This is a genomic window from Brachyspira catarrhinii, assembly GCF_005518285.1.
Lineage (GTDB): Bacteria > Spirochaetota > Brachyspiria > Brachyspirales > Brachyspiraceae > Brachyspira > Brachyspira catarrhinii.
Window position 1 is genome coordinate 1 of record NZ_SJDU01000533.1, and the last position, 1,225, is coordinate 1,225.

The 1,225-nt window shown below is 32.7% G+C and carries 2 protein-coding genes; both read left to right on the forward strand.

Annotation, left to right across the window (positions count from 1 at the left end):
- A partial coding sequence (locus tag EZH24_RS12115; RefSeq protein WP_236847250.1) for a hypothetical protein occupies nt 1-778 on the forward strand: 778 nt, incomplete at its 5' end.
- A 14-nt stretch (nt 779-792) separates the two neighbouring features.
- Nucleotides 793-1,225 (forward strand): hypothetical protein (locus EZH24_RS12120; protein WP_137999323.1); only part of this gene is annotated, 433 nt, incomplete at its 3' end.

Here is a 1,225-nt window from a genome sequence, read left to right on the forward strand (position 1 = left end):
AGATAGTCTTAAAAGAATTATGCCTAATTCTAATGAAAATATAAAAAATCAAGCAATCGTTAAGGAGGATAAAATGCCTGAAGAATTAAAAGAAAAAAAAGAAGAAATTAAAGAAGAGGTCAAAAAAGATGAGAGTATGGAAGCAGTTGAAAATGAGGAAACTCAAAAGATAGCTTCCATAGAATCAAAGTTGGACCAGCTTATTTCTATGCTTTCTAATAAAGATGAAAGCGTAAAAGAAGACGGAGAAGAAGGAAGCTCTGAAGCTATGGCTACAGAGAAAAAACAAGGTGCTACATTAGATGATATATCTTCAAAAATAGATATGCTTATTTCTCAAATTGCTAAAAAAGAAGGCAAAGATGAGAAAGAGGATATGAATAAAGAGCTATCAAAAGAAGAAATAGTTGCTGATGAGGAGGAAACTATAGAAGATGAGGAAGAGAAAAAAGTTATGGTTGATAAAGCCTATAACTTGGCTTCTAAATACAAAGAGGAAGGCGTAAAGTATATAAAAGAAAGAGAGCATGATACTAAGTATTCTTATATAGAAAGATTCTTAAAATCTAATTCATCTTTGTTGTCAGATAAGTTCAAATCTCTTTTTATCGGCAATAACAAAGTAACTAAAGACAATTACGCATTAGCTGTTGATTGTGTAACAGATATTCAAAAAAACATAGAAACTAAAGCGAAACAGGAATTAAAAAAGAATAATAACAAGCCTGTTTGTGTCTTTGATGACGGAAAGGTAAAAAGATTTAAAAACGTATTTTAATAAAGGAGGGATAAATGGATAATATATATGCAGGTAATACTGGATTAGCAAAAGGAAATGCGTTTTCTGCCGCCACAGGAGTGGCGTTATGCGGATTTGTACAAAATCAGTACGATTTATCAGCAAATACTTTACAGGCAAAAATAGGTTCTTTAGAGCCTAATACATTGCTTCCATGTACTCCAGTTGTTATAAAAAATGACAACACAGAGGCTAATGGAACAGATAATATGACAGGGTTTAATCCAAAAACTTTTGTCATCGACAAAGCTGTTGCTTCTTCAAGCGATGTAATAGACGGCTTTATACTTGAAAGTCCTCAAAATATGATTGACAATTCAGGCAATGGAGGACTTCCTTTGCCTCACGGTATAGTACCTATTGGAAAAATAGGAAGCGGTATTCAAGTATTTTTACCTTGTAATGCCAATTTGGTAGGTGTTGCTT